The sequence below is a fragment of the Frankia alni ACN14a genome (genome assembly GCF_000058485.1).
In the GTDB taxonomy this organism is placed as follows: domain Bacteria; phylum Actinomycetota; class Actinomycetes; order Frankiales; family Frankiaceae; genus Frankia; species Frankia alni.
This window is the reverse complement of sequence record NC_008278.1, coordinates 796972-810549: the sequence shown is the minus strand read 5'-3', so window position 1 is coordinate 810549 and position 13578 is coordinate 796972. Positions and strand designations below refer to the sequence as shown.

The 13578-nt window shown below is 73.0% G+C and carries 13 protein-coding genes; 7 read left to right on the top strand and 6 right to left on the bottom strand.

Features of this window, described 5'->3' with window-relative positions:
- Position 1: 1 nt before the first annotated feature.
- The 5 genes from FRAAL_RS35495 (at position 2) to FRAAL_RS03215 (ending at position 4058) form a co-directional block, all read left to right on the top strand.
- Positions 2-127 carry a hypothetical protein gene (locus tag FRAAL_RS35495; RefSeq protein ID WP_257720611.1) on the top strand — a complete coding sequence of 42 codons (126 nt, stop codon included), beginning with the start codon at positions 2-4 and terminating at the stop codon, positions 125-127.
- 405 nt (positions 128-532) lie between these two features.
- Positions 533-1093 carry an OmpA family protein gene (locus FRAAL_RS03230; protein WP_011601990.1) on the top strand — a complete coding sequence of 187 codons (561 nt, stop codon included), beginning with the start codon at positions 533-535 and terminating at the stop codon, positions 1091-1093.
- Positions 1094-1392: 299 nt separating this feature from the next.
- Positions 1393-2142: a hypothetical protein gene (locus FRAAL_RS03225; RefSeq protein WP_011601989.1), complete on the top strand. Its 750-nt coding sequence runs from the start codon at positions 1393-1395 to the stop codon at positions 2140-2142.
- A 268-nt stretch (positions 2143-2410) separates the two neighbouring features.
- Positions 2411-2896 (top strand): hypothetical protein, encoded by a 486-nt coding sequence (locus tag FRAAL_RS35980; protein ID WP_011601988.1) that lies wholly within the window; start codon positions 2411-2413, stop codon positions 2894-2896.
- 85 nt (positions 2897-2981) lie between these two features.
- Positions 2982-4058 carry a hypothetical protein gene (locus FRAAL_RS03215; RefSeq protein ID WP_011601987.1) on the top strand — a complete coding sequence of 359 codons (1077 nt, stop codon included), beginning with the start codon at positions 2982-2984 and terminating at the stop codon, positions 4056-4058.
- A 234-nt stretch (positions 4059-4292) separates the two neighbouring features.
- Here FRAAL_RS03215 and FRAAL_RS03210 read toward each other — a convergent pair whose 3' ends face one another.
- From FRAAL_RS03210 to FRAAL_RS03195, 4 genes are all read right to left on the bottom strand, one after another.
- Positions 4293-5738: an HNH endonuclease signature motif containing protein gene (locus tag FRAAL_RS03210; protein ID WP_041938763.1), complete on the bottom strand. Its 1446-nt coding sequence runs from the start codon at positions 5736-5738 to the stop codon at positions 4293-4295.
- Positions 5739-5843: 105 nt separating this feature from the next.
- A complete protein-coding gene (locus FRAAL_RS03205) occupies positions 5844-7094 on the bottom strand; it encodes a 1-acyl-sn-glycerol-3-phosphate acyltransferase (protein ID WP_011601984.1) in 1251 nt (416 codons plus the stop codon).
- A 17-nt stretch (positions 7095-7111) separates the two neighbouring features.
- Positions 7112-7897 (bottom strand): patatin-like phospholipase family protein, encoded by a 786-nt coding sequence (locus FRAAL_RS03200; protein ID WP_231861483.1) that lies wholly within the window; start codon positions 7895-7897, stop codon positions 7112-7114.
- Positions 7849-8121: a hypothetical protein gene (locus tag FRAAL_RS03195; protein ID WP_157734098.1), complete on the bottom strand. Its 273-nt coding sequence runs from the start codon at positions 8119-8121 to the stop codon at positions 7849-7851. The genes FRAAL_RS03200 and FRAAL_RS03195 overlap by 49 nt, the downstream gene beginning before the upstream one ends.
- Before the next feature lie 433 nt (positions 8122-8554).
- Between FRAAL_RS03195 and FRAAL_RS03190 the strand changes: the two genes are divergently transcribed.
- Together FRAAL_RS03190 and FRAAL_RS03185 are read left to right on the top strand one after the other, a co-directional pair.
- Complete coding sequence (locus tag FRAAL_RS03190) at positions 8555-9118, top strand: tetratricopeptide repeat protein (protein ID WP_050997314.1); 564 nt, start codon at positions 8555-8557, stop codon at positions 9116-9118.
- 3 nt (positions 9119-9121) lie between these two features.
- Complete coding sequence (locus FRAAL_RS03185; RefSeq protein WP_011601980.1) at positions 9122-10300, top strand: LLM class flavin-dependent oxidoreductase; 1179 nt, start codon at positions 9122-9124, stop codon at positions 10298-10300.
- A 200-nt stretch (positions 10301-10500) separates the two neighbouring features.
- On the opposite strand, the gene FRAAL_RS03180 is transcribed toward FRAAL_RS03185, so the two are convergent.
- Positions 10501-11340 (bottom strand): SDR family NAD(P)-dependent oxidoreductase, encoded by an 840-nt coding sequence (locus tag FRAAL_RS03180; RefSeq protein WP_041938761.1) that lies wholly within the window; start codon positions 11338-11340, stop codon positions 10501-10503.
- A 177-nt stretch (positions 11341-11517) separates the two neighbouring features.
- A complete protein-coding gene (locus FRAAL_RS03175; RefSeq protein WP_231861482.1) occupies positions 11518-13491 on the bottom strand; it encodes a RecQ family ATP-dependent DNA helicase in 1974 nt (657 codons plus the stop codon).
- Positions 13492-13578 lie beyond the last annotated feature (87 nt).

Sequence of the window (13578 nt, the reverse complement as noted above, 5' to 3'; positions counted from 1 at the left end):
CATGCGACACGAGGTTCGGCACGACGTCAACCAGGCGGACCGTTCCGCCGCCCGCGGGCTGCGCCGCCTGCGCCGCCGTCGCAGCCGGACCGCCTCCACCACCACGACCACCGGCACCCGCTACTGATCAGCCCCGCTACTGCTCGGCCCCGCGACTGCTCGGCCCCACTACTGCCGAGCAGTCGCAATCGCTCGGCACCCCTTGCTGACCGGCACCCGCTGCGGGTCGCACCCCCTACTGATCGATAGCCGCCGCCGATCTCGGCGGCGGCGACGAACCCGGGCGACCCCGGGGTTCTGGACGGGCGCCCGTCCAGAACCCCGGGGTCGTCTGCTGTCCGAGGGTCTCCCACGGCGAGCCGCCGCGGCCGGCGAACACGAACGGCGGTCGGCCCGGATGCGGCGAGCGAGGAACATCCTGCTCAACGCGACGCCGTTCTGTCCCACGGTGCACACAACGCCCTAGGGCGCGGCGAGGTACCCCGATCGCCCCCGTTATGGTGAGCCCCGCATTCGCCGTTGGGGGCAGACCGTGTATCACGCTCACTCCGCACCCGGAGATGCCACGTTCAGGCGCGGCATTCCGGGGGTTCGCGCGTGCACGGGGGCGGCGCTCGCGCTGGCCCTGGTCGGCCTCACGGCCGGTTGCTCGGCCAGCAGCGACACCGCCTCGTTCACCCCGGCGCCGCACGCGACGCGGGTCGCGCCCGCCGTCGAGGCCGACCCGCTGCCACCGCTGAGCAAGTTCATCACCCAGCCGGACGGCAGCCAGGTGACGACGGTCAGCGCCGACTACCTGTTCGACTCGAACAGCAGCGAACTGCGGGGGGAGGCGATGACGGCGTTGCAGCAGGTCCTGCCCGCGATCCGGGAGCATCCCGGCCCCATCTCGGTGATCGGCTACAGCGATGGGCTGGGGCGAACCGAGGACAACCAGAAGCTGTCGCTGGAACGGGCAAAGTCCGTCGAGGCGTGGCTGGCGACGCAGAACATCCCCAGCTCCGTGCTGGATGTCGAGGGCAGGGGCGAACAAGGCGCGCAGGACGGCGTCGCCGACGCGAGCCGACGCCGAGTGGAGATCGTGCTTCGATGACGTGCGACGTTTCCGCCGGTCCGCCGGTGCCCCTGCCTCCGGGCGCGGCCGGAACGGGTGAGCCCGCAGCCCGACGCCGGACCCAGGACCGACGCCGGACCCAGGACCGACGCCGGACCCAGGACCGAGGCCGGACCCAGGACCGAGGCCAGGACCATCCGGGCCAGGGCCAGGACCGACGTCCTGGCCAGGACCCTGGCCAGGACCGACGTCCGGGCCAGGGCGGCCAGAGCCAGGACCGACGCCGGGGCCGGGGCCGCCGCCTGCACAGCCGACTGGCCGGGCTGGTGGCTGCGGCCATGCTGGCGACGCCGATGCTCGCTGCCTGTGACGCCGGCGGCCTGCTCGGCACGTCCAAGGCGGACGGTCCGCTCGACTGCTCCAAGTACCAGGAGTCCACGCCCTCGGCCGGCGCGCCGCTGCTGCTGGTGCTGCTCGACGTGACCGACAACTCGGCCGCCACCGCGCAGCGCGTCGCGACCCGGGTCCAGCCCTATCTCGACACAGCGCTGAAGGACGGCGCCTACATCCGGCTCGTCGCCAGCGGCGGCACGGCCATGACGTACTCGGACTGCTTCCACGGTGACCGGATGTTCCAGATCAAACGGAACAACAACCGGCGCGAGGAGAAGGACCGGGTCGCCGCCGCCAAGGCCCTCGGCACGGAGATCGACCACGTCGTCCAGACCGAGCGGGTCAGCGCGAAGGGCAGTGCCACGGGCCTGCTCGCCGGCATCAACGACGAGCTCAACACCGTCCGGTCCACACCGGACGTGAAGGTCACCGACGTGACCGTTCTCGTCTGGAGCGACCTGCTCGGCACCGGTCAGGACTCCGACTGCCTCAACGTCGACGGCAAGAAGGCGTCCGCGTCCATCGCCGAGGCGCTGGTCAAGCGGTGCTTCGAGACCCAGCAGATCACCACGGTGGGCAACGACAAGGTTCGGTTCCTCGGGGTCAACGAGGGCGCGGCGGATCGGCCGCAGCAGGATCTCGCCCGGTACCTCAAGGGCGAACTGTGTCGACGGATCAGCAGTGACTGCAGCTAGCTCGACCATCCGCACCATCTCGACCGACACAACCCCTACGACGACGTCACCCATTTCATCCACCCCGACAGACCCGACAGACCAGATTCATCCGATTCATCCGGCCGCTTCGACCGTCCCGGCCGCCCGTCCGCCCGCGCCCGTCGCGGCAGCCCCCGAGCTCCCGGAGCATCCCGTCCGCAACCGCCGCGGCACGCACCACGCCGATCCATCCGAACCGCTACTGGCCACGACGGCGCCGGTGGAACTCAAGCCGAGGAGACGACCGATGGGCGTCCTGCACGAGCCCGAGGACCAGCACTTCAGCCCGGCACTGATGCGCTCGACGGTCGTGATCACCGGCTGCCTGGTGATGCTCGCGGTACTGGAGATCTGGGTCTGGTTGACCCTGTCGTCCCCGTTCGCGAAGGTCTCGGTCACCGGATCGATGATCGTGACCGCGCTCAGCTTCTTCATCACCGGCAACACCTTCCGGCTGCGCGACATCCGGCGCCGGGTGGGCAACCGTGCTCGGGCCGGCCGCATCGCTCCGATCGACGCGTTGTCCACCCTGCCGCCGCGGGAGACGATCGCCCGCCGCTTCATGCTCGGCGCCGTCGGCGCCGTGGTCGGCGTCGGCACCCTCGTGCTGACCATGGTCTTTTCCGGCGACGAACAGCAGGGGGCGCGCGAGGCCATGGTCGCCTCGGTGCTCGGCATCGTCTGCGCCATGCTCTGCTTCGTCGGCGGCACCTTTGCCCGCCCCATCGACTGAACCGCTCATCCCCATCGGCTGACCGCCGTCCCCGTCCACTGACCGCCCATCGGGACCGACATCGGAAAAGTAGGAGCCTGAAACGGTGCTGCGCAGGGGAAACCAGCCAGGGCGTCTGGCCAAGCAGCTCATCCGCCGGGTGGGAGACGCCGACATCGCGCTGGCGGGTGCGGAGACCCGCCCCAAGGTCCTCAAGAGCCTGGAGGACGCGGAGGTCCAGGAGGTCCGGGCGGCCGTCCGGGCCGACGGGCGGACCCTGGAGGAGTTGATCGCCGAGCTCCGCATGGAGATCGACTCCCGGGCCGAGCGCCGCGAGCGGCGGACCGAACTGATCAAGAACAAGGTCGAGCAGGGCCGGTTGTGGCGCAGCGTCGGGGTGCAGGAGCGCATCCCGCAGATGGCGCTGGCGGGACCGGCCCGCACGGTCGTCCTGACGTTGCTCGCGGCGCTGGACTTCTACGTGTTCGCGCAGTCCTATGCGGTGCTCGCCGACGTCGGCGGCTACGGCCCGGAGTGGTGGCTCGGCGGCCTGCTCGGCGTCGCCGTCTTCATCGCCGGGGTGGCGCTCGCCCACGGGATCAAGGCGTCCATCCTCGCCCGCGCCCAGAAGCAGATGCTCGCCGATGCCGACGCCGGCCGCTTCAAGATCGACCTGGACATCCGCGAACAGCTCGTCGAGTCGAAATCGTCCCCGCTGGCGCTGAGCCTGACCACGGCGATCTTCCTGCTGCTGTCGATCGCCGGGGTGCTCGTGCGCACGCAGGGCACGGCCGGCGAGAGCACCGGCGGCGCGGTGATCCTGTTCCAGGCGCTGATCCCGCTGGTCGCCGTGGCGGTCGAGCTGTACCTGCACGATCCGACGGAGCGCGACGAGCCTATGCCGAACATCGTCGACCGACGGCTGGAGCGGCGCCTGGCCAAGGCCGAGCGCCGGCTGCGCATCGTCGCCGCCCAGGTCGAGGCGAAGGTGTCGCAGATCGAGAAGCTATACCGGGTCGAGGAGGCCATCCTCGACGTCGAGCAGAAGGACATGGGCCTGCGCCACACCACCGACCTGGTGCTCGGCGGCGGCCACATCCCGACCATGCCGACGAACGGGCGAGTCGCCGAGGTGGACCGCGACCAGCTCGAGAAGACCATCAAGATGGCCCGTCGATCCTAGCCAGCCGCATCTCCAGATCATGGTGACCGGGGCGGCCTTCACAGCCCTCGCCCGCCCGCGTGGGGCCGACGGATGCCGCCGCACCGGGGAGGCAGGGCCCGGCTGGGACGACCAGCCCACGGTGGTCTGCCGGTCGGCACGGCTCCCGGCGCTGCCGGCCGGCTGCGCGTCTCCCCACGACCTGCGAGGGGAAGCCAGCAGGCGGTCGGCGGAGGCTGGGCCGACCACCCCTTGTCAGGTGGCGCTGGTGAGGAGGTCGGGTAGGTGGGTGTAGGGGTTGCGGCGGGGGCGTTGGTGGGGGTCGATGCGCCAGGGTGGGGTGTAGGCGGGGTGGCCGTCGTCGGTGAAGATGATGGTCCAGCCGTCGTGGTGGACTTGGCGGTGGTGGTGGCCGCAGAGCAGGACGAGGTTGTGGAGGGCAGTGGTTCCGCCGTGTGTCCAGTGGATGACGTGGTGTGCTTCGCACCAGGACGGGGGTCGGTCGCAGCCGGGGAAGCTGCATCCGCGGTCGCGGGCGGCGAGGGCGCGGCGTAGCTGTGGGGGCACGACGCGGGTTGATCGTCCGATGTCGAGGGGGACGCCGGCGGGGTTGAGGATGATGCGGGTGATGTCGGCGTCGCAGGACAGTCGGGTCAGGACGCTGTGGGGTAGGGGGAGTCCCCAGTCGGTGGTGGCGGGGGTGGTGCCGGTGGCGAGCAGGGTGTTCCAGTCGATGGTGATGGTGAGGTGCGGGCGCACCCCGCCGCTCTGCGGGAGGGTGGCGGCGCCGAGGGCGCGGGTGGTGAGGTCGAGCAGGGCGTCGGCGCGGCGGCGGGTGGGGCTGCGCCGGTCGGGGGTGCCGTCCGCCGCGGGGTGGGGGGCGGCGAGGCTGTCGAGGGCGGTGCGTAGGAGGGCGGCGCCTTCGGCGTCGAGTTCGCCGTGGATGAGGGTGGCGCCGGTGGGGGTGTCGGTGAGGGTGAGGCGGCGGATGTCGGCCGGGTCCGGGGTGGGGGTGTCGCGGCCGTCGTTCCCGTGACCGCCGAGGCCGCCGTTGCCACCGGTGCCGGTGCCATCGTTGCCGGTCTTGCCGGTCTTGCCGGTGCGGGTGCTGGGGTTGGTGTGTTCGCCGGTGTGGCTGTCGGTGTGGGGGTCGTCGCCGCCGGGGGAGGTGTCGGTGGTGGTGAGTGTTTCGCGGAGGCGGGCGGCGAGTTTGACGAGGTGGTGGGGGTCGAACTGGTCGGCGAAGCGTAGGAGGGCCTGTTCGGCGGCGGTCTGCTGGTCGGGGGTGGTGGCGGTGGGCAGGGTGCGTAGCGCGTCGCTGATGACCATCGCCTGTTCGACGGTGATCGTTCCGTCGGCCAACGCGGTGCCGGTGGCGGTGTGGACGGTGGTGGTGTCGTGGGCGAGGGTGACCTGGCGGCGGGCGTCGCGGGTGGTCAGGCGTAGCCGGTCGCGCAGCCAGCCGGTGAGGTCGGTGGCGCCGTGGCGCACGGCGAATCCGCGGTCCTGGGCCTCGACGAACAGCAGCCCTCGGACGGCGGCGACGCGGCTGGTCAGCCGGCAGACCCCCTCGAGCAGCCCGTCCAGCTCCGTGTCGGACAGCTGCCAGGCCTGGGCGGTGAGGAGCCCGTCGAGCTGGCGGGAGATTGTGGCGAGGCGGGTCGGCGGGTCAGGGCCGTCCCCGAAGTCGTTGAGATCCATGGGGTAACGGTAGAACAACATCCACCCAATGTCGAACACCTGTTCGTACGCTGTGGGCGGAGACGACACGGGAACCAACTCGCACCGCCCCCGAGGAAAAGCCACCTACAGCACGGGATTGGCCGGGTCCGTTGGCGACGGCGGGTCGCCCGCCGCTGGCTGGGCCGCGCCGACACCACCGCCGCTGACAACACCAACGCCACCACCACCGCCGCCACCATCGCCACCACCACCACGGACGACACCATCGCCGACAACGCCGTCGCCGCCATTGCCACCGCCACCGCCACCGCCACCGCCGACACCATCGCCGACAATGCCGCCGCCTCGGACGGCAACGCCACCGCCACCATCGCTGAGGCTTACGGCGCGCTGAGCGCCGATCCAGGCGTTCACCACTGCCCAGTGCATCGTCAGCCACTGCCGCCTGGCCCGCTCGGGGCCCGGGATCTCCGCCGCCGGCACCCACCACCAGCGCAGCAGCAGCGGCGACGCGAACGGCAGGGCCTGCCAGACCTCGCCGGGCGCGCTGAGCTCGTCCAGGCCGGCGTGCGCCACGATCATCGTGGCGGCGATGCGGCCGGTGGCGAGTGCGGCGAGCACCCCGGCCGGTCGCGGCGGCAGCACGGCGTCAAGATCCTCCGCGATCGCCGCCCGGTCCCACTGGCCGCGGGCACGCAGCCGGGCGATCAGCCGCCGGCGGCGTGACGGGGTGAAGTTCGCCCCCTCCGGGAAGATCACCAGCGCCTCACCGGCGGTCAGGCTGTTGGCGAGGTCGCCGATCCGAGCGGCAGCATGGTCGTCCGAGCCGTCGTTGCGCAGGAAGCAGGCGCCGAGCCGGCCGAGCAGGATGTCGATCGCCGGATCGAGCTGGAGCCGATTGATCAGCACCACCCGTGGGGTCCGGTGGTAACGGTTGAGCAGCAGGTGGATGAGCACGAAGGAGTCCCCCGGCCCGGCGTGCCGGCTGAGCACGAGGACGGGCCCCGAACCGGCGTCGACCGTCCCCACGGGCGGCTCGGTGACCTCCAGGCGCAGCCCGACGAGCCGCCGGGCGGCCGCGACCAGCACGGCGAGCGTGCGGCGCAGCAGCCACAGGTGGGCGGCCTCCCAACGCCCGTCGAGGGCCGGCCGGGCCAGCCACAGCCCGAACATGGCGACGATCAGCACCATCTCGGCGGTCAGGTAGATCGCGACGAGCAGGGCCGCGCGCGGCACCCGCAGCCGGCGGTCCACCGGAGCGGCCAGCAGGCCGAGCGCGGCGACGGCGACGGCGAGCAGGGCCAGCGCCGCCGCCAGCGGCACGAACAGCGGGTCGACCAGGAACCGGCGGATCGCCCACGGTGGAACGCCCACGGCGTCAGCCCTCCAGGTCAGAGCACATCCAGCGACCGGGTACGGTCGCCGGCGGTGAGGTCGAGGTAGGCCGCGGTGGCCTGCCGGGCCTGCTGGATGCGCCGGTTCAGGCCCGAGGTGGAGCGGTAGCGCAGCGGCACCAGCGGGGCGCCGCGCTCCCCGACCGGCAGCACGTGGACGGCGACCCCGCTGGGAAGCCGGGCCATCGCCTCGGTGAAGCCGCGCCGGCGGGCGATCTCGAAGGCGACCAGACCGGCCTCCCAGGGCCAGCGCGGCGGCCGTAGCGGCCGTTCGATCCGGCCGACGTGCAGGACGTAGACCGTGTGTGCCCCAAGCTCCACCGCCCGTCCGACGGGGTTGCTGTCGACGATCCCGCCGTCGATGAAGTGCTCCTCCCCGATGCGCACCGGCGGCAGCAGCGCCGGAACCGCGCAGGAGGCCAGCACCGCCTCGACGAGCGGTCCGCGGTCGAACCAGTGCGCAGCGGCCCGTTCGATGCTCGCCGCGACACACTGGAACCGCACCGGCAGGTCCTCGATCGGCCCGGCCGGCAGGTGCGTGCGCAGCAGCGCGCGCAGCGGGGCGTTGGAGTGCAGGTGACCGTGCTGGACGACGGTGGCCAGCCGCCGGGCCGGGCCCCCCGCGAACACGTCGGAGACGCCAAGCTGCGACCACAGATCGGTCAGCCGGTCGATCGTCGCGGGCGCGGGTTCGGCCGCCACCGCGGCCCCGTTGATCGCGCCGACGGAGGTGCCTACCACCAGGTCGGGCAGGATGTCGGCGTCGAACAGGGCGGCGAGCATGCCGACCTCGCTCGCACCGAGGATGCCACCCCCGCCGAGAACGAAGGCCACCCCCGCCCCACGAGCCGCCCCCGCACCTCGAGCTGCATCCGCCCGGTGAGCCGCATCCGCACCACGGCCTGAATCAGCACCACGGCCTGAATCAGCACCACGGCCTGAATCAGCACCACGGCCTGAATCAGCACCACGGCCTGAATCCGCCCCACGGCCTGAATCAGCACCACGAGCCGCATCCCCGACGCCGGCCGCATCCCCGACGCCGGCCGCATCCCCGCCGCGGGCCGCATCCCCGACGCCGGCCGCATCCCCGCCGCGGGCCGCATCCACCTGCCCGCTCGCCGCCGGCTCGGGCCAGGGCCACGGCCGCTCATCCCGACCCGCCGATTTCGCGTCCACCCACATCCCATCCGCCGAAGCGCCGCATCCACCGAACCGCCGGTCCTGTGCCCACGGCTCGCGCTCGCTGTCCGTGGCGGCGATCGATCACCTCCTTCCCCGATCCGGGCCGGCCGACCCGTCCGCAGCCGGATCGTCGGCCGTCACACTCCGCCCGACCGAAGCCGGCACGGTATCCCTGCGCCCTGGGCGGGGCAGGCGCAGCCACGCCACCGGTCCCCGTCCGTCGCGGAGCGACCCCGGACGGGGAGAATGAGCGGCATGCTTTCGGACGACGACGTGGATGAGATCGTCTTCAGGGCGGCGGGCAGCGGCGATCACCGTGGCGCGGCGGGCACCCTGGAGGCACTGGCCGAGCGGCCGGACACCCACAGCGAGACGATCACCCGCGCCTCCCTGTTGGTCGACGCGGGCAGCCAGTACGGGCTCGCCCAGGACTGGAGCGAGGCCATCCGCTGCTACCGCGCGGCCGTGGCCGACGGCAGCGCCTGCCCCGTCGATCCCCGCGTCTGGCTGCACGACGGGCTGCTGCGCGAGGGGCAGGCCGAGGAGGCCGACGCGCTGCGGGCGGAGCTGAAGGCGGCGAAGTCGGCCGATCCGGGGGTGTACGAGGCGGTGGCCGAGAGCCTGGAGGCGGTCGGTCGGCTCGACGACGCCCACACCTGGTTCACGATGGGCTACCACCGCTGCGAGCGGGCCCCGGTGCCGGACTTCCTGCTCGATCTCCTGCTCGTCGGGCGCCGCCGGGTGCGCGTGGCGCTCGGCCATCCCAGCGACGCCCTCGACGAGGTCGCCGAGGACTACATGGAGACCGTGGGCGGCTGAGACGTGACCGACACCGGCTCGGGCCCGGGCTCCGACGTGGCGGGCGGGGAAGACAGCGGCCGTGCCAGGTCGTTGCACCATGCCGTGAACCTGACCCGACGCGTCCCCCTGTCCGTGCTGGACCTCGTGCCGGTCGGCACCGGAACAACCCCGACCGATGCGGTCCGCGGGTCGCTCGAGCTCGCCCGGCACGCCGAACGGCTCGGCTTCATCCGGTACTGGTTGGCGGAGCACCACGGCATGCCCGGCATCGCCAGTTCGGCGACGGCGATCCTCATCGGTCAGGTCGCCGCGGCCACGGGCACGATCCGGGTGGGGTCCGGTGGCGTGATGCTGCCCAACCATGCGCCGCTGGCGGTCGCCGAGCAGTTCGGCACGCTCGGCGCCCTGTTTCCGGGTCGGATCGACCTGGGGATCGGTCGCGCCCCCGGCACGGATCCCGCCACCGCCCGGGCGCTGCGGCGCACCGCCGGGCTGCTCGCCGTCGACGACTTTCCCGAGCAGCTCGCCGAGCTGACCACCTTCCTCGCCGGCGGCGACTTCGCCGCCGACCATCCGATGCGCGGCGTGCACGCGTTCCCGCAGTCGCCGGTGCCGCCGATCTGGCTGTTGGGGTCCAGCGGCTACAGCGCCCAGGTGGCCGGGATGCTCGGCCTGCCGTTCGCCTTCGCGCACCATTTCAGCTCGGCCAACACGGTGCCGGCGCTCGAGCTGTACCGGCGGTCGTTCCGCCCCTCGCCCGGGCGGGAGCAGCCGTACGCGATCGTGGCCGCCGCCGTCGTCTGCGCCGAGGACGACGAGCGCGCCGAATGGCTCGCCGCGCCCGTCCGGCTGGCGATGCTGCGGATCCGCGGCGGCCGTCCCGGCGTCTTCCCCTCTCCCGAGGAGGCCGCCGCGCACGCCTGGACCCCGCAGGAACGGGCCGCGGCCGAGAACGCGACGGCGTCGCACATCGTCGGCTCCCCCTCGACCGTCCGCGCCGGCATCGACGCCCTGCTCGACGTGACCGGCGCCGACGAGATCATGATCACCACGAACGTCCACCGCTTGGCGGACCGGATCCGCTCCTACGAGCTGGTCGCCGATCTCGGCGGGCTGACCCCCGCCGACCCGGCCACTGCGGTGGTCGCGCCGGCGGTCGCCCCGGTGGTCACCCCGGTAGGCGCGTCCCGCTCACAGTGATCGGAGCCGTCGGCGGCCCACGGCGACGGTCGGGCCGTCGCCGGCCGGCCGCCCCCCGACCGGGCCACTGCGGGGTCGCCCGGTCGGGGGATGGCTCCCTAGGCCGCCAGACGGCCGCGCCGCGCCGCGAACCCTCACGACGGCGGGCGGCCGGGGTGGTCCGATCGGACGGCACGCAACGGCCGGCAGGGGTGGCCCGATCAGGCGGTGCGACGCTTCGCCGGCACCGCGCCCGGCACCGCGGCCAGCGACCCGGACCGCAGCACCCGCTCGGTGATCCGCGCGACCAGGCCGCGGGGCAGCAGCCGGGAGGCGTTGGACGTCAGGTAGTTCAACCGGCCGTCGATGACGTACGCCTGGCCCCGGTCAAGGGCCCGAAAGGCCGCCGCCACCACCTCGTCGGTGGTCCGCAACCGTCCGCCGGCGGACATCCGCGAGCCCAGCACCTCGAAGAAGTCGGTGTCGGTCGGCCCCGGGCACAGGGCGAGCACCCGCACCCCACGCGGCCGGCACTCGGCCCACAGGCCGATGGAGAAGGACAGGACGAAGGCCTTGGAGGCGCCGTAGACCGCCATGTAGGGGACGGCCTGGAAGCCCGAGGTCGACGACACGTTGATGATGGTGCCGGAGCCCCGGGCAACCATGGCGGGCAGGAACAGGTGCGCGACCCGCTCCACCGCCACGACGTTCACCATCACCTCGCGGTGATCCCGGTCCGGGGACAGCTCGTGGTAGGGCCCACGGGTCCCGAAGCCGGCGTTGTTGACGAGGATGTCGATCTCCAGGCCGGTCTCGGCGACCGCCTTGGCGAGCTGGTCGGGACCGCTCTCCTCGGCGAGGTCGATCGGCACGGTGTGCACCTCGACCCCGTAGCGGGTGCCCAGCCGCTGCGCGACCTCCGTCAGTCTGGGCTCCGCCGGCGCCACCAGGACGAGCGTGGCGCCGCGGGCCGCATACGCCTGCGCGAAGGCCGCGCCGATGCCTGACGACGCCCCTGTGACCAGGGCGGTGCTCATCTTGAGATCCGCTTGCGCGGTCATGGTCCTCCCTGCTCTGGCCGGGCGCGTGACCGTGCTTGGGTCCAATGCACGGCACGCGACGATGTCAGGAAACGACATCATCGGACATCTCGGGACGGACCGGGCAGTCGCTGTAACGGCGGTCGTACCTGTAGGTGCGGGCCCTTCGGTGGGGGGATGCGCTGCGGCGCAGGTCCTTCAGGTCCGATCGAGCAGGTGACGCTCCCGGACCGCCCCCACCGACAGGGTCCGGTAGCCGACGTCGTCGAACAGCACCGTGATGCGATCGCCATCCTCCTTGACGACCTGCCCCCGGCCCCACGAGACGTGGCGCACCGCGGCGCCGGCGGGGAACGGCGCCTCGTCGCCCGCGGGTTCGGCCCGCCGCTGGGCCGGCAGACCGGCCAGGCAGTTGTCGCAGCGCCCGCACGGCCCGCTGATCGTCTCGCCGAAGTAGGCCAGCAGGAACGCCCGCCGGCAGTCCCGGGTCTCGGCGTAGCCGCGCATCATCTCGACGCGGGAACGGTCGACCTCGACCCGCGCCTCGGCCACTCCGAGCGCGCGCCGCGCCGCCTCCTCCGGATCCGGGGCGTCGACTCGCGCGGCGATGCGCCCGTCGTCGCCCACCGCCACGACGTCCGCGCTGGCCAGCAGGTCCACCAGCCGGGTCAGCGCGGTGTCGCGCAGCCCCGCCGCCTTGGCCAGCTCCCGCGCCGTCACCGGTGCGTCGGCGTGCCCCAGCAGGACCGCGACGCGGCGTAGGGCCGTCTCGTCGACCCGGCCGGAGGCGAAGAATCGCCGCAGCCCGAGATCCTCCGGCCGGTAGAACAGGCAGGCCACCGCGGGCTCACCGTCTCGCCCCGAGCGGCCGATCTCCTGGTAGTAGGAGTCGAGGGAGTCGGCCACCTCGGCGTGGATGACGGTGCGGACGTTGGGCTTGTCGATGCCCATGCCGAAGGCGGTCGTGGCGACCACCACGTCGCACCGGTCGGCCATGAAGTCCGCCTCGACCTCGCGTCGCCGCGCAGCCTTCAGGCCGGCATGGTAGGGATGCACCGTCAGCCCGAGGCCGGCGAGCTCGTCGGCCAGCTCCTGCGTGGCCCGCCGGGTGGCCGCGTAGACCAACGCCGGCTTGGCCTCCCCCGCGATGCGTTCGATCAGGCTCGCCCGCTTGGACTCCTCGTCGGTGAACGACACCACGGACAGGCTGATCTCGGGCCGGTCGAATCCCCGTACGACCTCGACGGGGTCACGCAGTCGCAGCCGCTCGCGGATCTCCCGGCGCACCGGCGGGGCCGCGGTGGCCGTCAGCGCCACGACCGTCGGGTGCCCGAGGTCCTCGACGACCTGCCCGAGCTGGGCGTAGTCGGGCCGGAAGTCGTGCCCCCAGGACGCGATGCAGTGGGCCTCGTCCACGACGAACAGGGACGGTCGGGCCTCGCGCAGCGCCGCCCGGACGTCGTCGCGGGCCAACTGCTCCGGCGCCAGGAAAAGGAACTCGGTGCGCCCCTGCCGGACCGCGTCGAAGGCGGCCTGCCGGGCCGCCCGCCCGGCGTCCGAGTTCGCCGCGGCCGCCGCCGGGTCGTCGTCGCCCAGCAGCCCCGCCAGCCGCTCGGTCAGCCCACGCACCTGGTCGCGTTGTAGCGCGATCAACGGCGAGACCACGATGGTCGGGCCGGCCAGCACCAGAGCCGGGATCTGGTAGACCGCCGACTTGCCCCGGCCGGTCGGCAGCACGCACAGCGTGTCCCGGCCCTCGACGACGGCCCGCATCGCGTCGAGCTGACCGTCCCGCAGCCCCGTGAAGCCGAACCCCTCCTGGGCGACCAACCGGATCAGGTCGCCCAGCTCGTCGTCGATCCCGGCACCCGGCTCGGCACCCGGCTCGGCCGCCGCGGACTCCTGCGGCCGCGCCTTCGGTGACGTGCTCGGTCCCGGCGGCGTACTCGGACCCGGCGGCGTACTCGGCTCCGGCGACGCACTCGGGGGGGCGGGCGCCGCCGACTCGCGGGAGACATCCGGCGGCGGCGGGGCGTCTTCCGGCGACCGGCGGCGGCCCGGCGCGGACGGCGTGCGCGCCCGCGCCTCGGTTGCTCCGGCGGCAGGCGCAGCACGGCGCCGACCCCGGATCCAGGCAGTCAGCAGTCTGGTTGTCTGATCACGACGGCTCATGGTGTCGCTGGGCGTACCCACTCACCACGGACCCCCACCCTCGAAGGACCACGAAGGGGACAACCTTCTCCGGGCTTCTCCCATCAT